Below are 1,048 nucleotides of genomic sequence, written 5' to 3' on the forward strand. Positions count from 1 at the left end.
ATATAACACAACAAAGTGAAAAGCTTCAATTTATACAAAAGACAATATTTTGCAAAACAAATAGTATTCGCATTTATGCTATTGATAAGCTTTTTTTCAGGATATGCACAAAATGGCATAGAAAGAAAACAGGTATTTGATGATGACTGGAAATTCTTTTTAGGTGATACGCCAGAAGCTAAAGCAAATGGTTTCAATGATTCGGGTTGGCGTAAACTTGATTTACCGCACGATTGGAGTATCGAAGGAAAAACTCATCCTAAAAATGCTACAGGCGGAGGTGGCGGATTTTTTCCGTCAGGGATGGGCTGGTATCGAAAAACCTTTCAGGTGCCTGATAGCTGGAAGGCAAAAAAAACAGCTATTTATTTTGAAGGTATTTATATGAATTCCGAAGTTTTTATCAACGGAAAATCGCTGGGTGTATATCCTTATGGTTACACCTCGTTCAGTTATGACCTTACACCTTATCTGAATTTTGGAAAAGAGAATGTTATTGCTGTACGTGTTGATAATTCACAACAGATGAATAGTCGCTGGTACAGTGGTTCGGGAATCTATCGCCATGTTTGGATGATGGTTACTGATCCTGTACATGTTGCACATTGGGGTGTTGACATTTCAACTCCTGATGTATCTTCAAAAAAAGCAACTGTATTGGTAAAAACCAAGGTTAAAAATGAAACAGCATCTGCCCAAAGTGTGGTTATACAAACACTTCTTTGGAATAAAAAATTAAAAAGTACTGGTAACAGCCAGATGAAGGTCGAGCTTCCTGCCAATAGCGAAAAGGAAATCACTCAAACCATACAAATGTCTAGCCCGATGATTTGGACACCAGAAACACCGCATCTATACGAGGCTCAGGTTCAGGTAGTAAAAGATAAAAAAGTGCTGGACGATACAAAAACCAATTTTGGTATCCGTTCCCTAAAATTTACTGTCGAAAATGGGTTTCAATTGAATGGTAAAACAGTGAAGATAAACGGCGGTTGTGTGCATCACGATAATGGCTGCCTGGGTGCTGCTGCTTTTGATCGTGCAGAAG

1 protein-coding gene is annotated in these 1,048 nt (G+C 38.5%); it reads left to right on the forward strand.

The features are described from left to right. Window positions 1–15 precede the first annotated feature (15 nt). Window positions 16–1,048: sugar-binding domain-containing protein (locus AC1DND_RS28450; protein WP_477586275.1), on the forward strand; the 1,033-nt coding region annotated here is incomplete at its 3' end.

Source organism: Pedobacter sp. 01N416 (assembly GCF_056399685.1).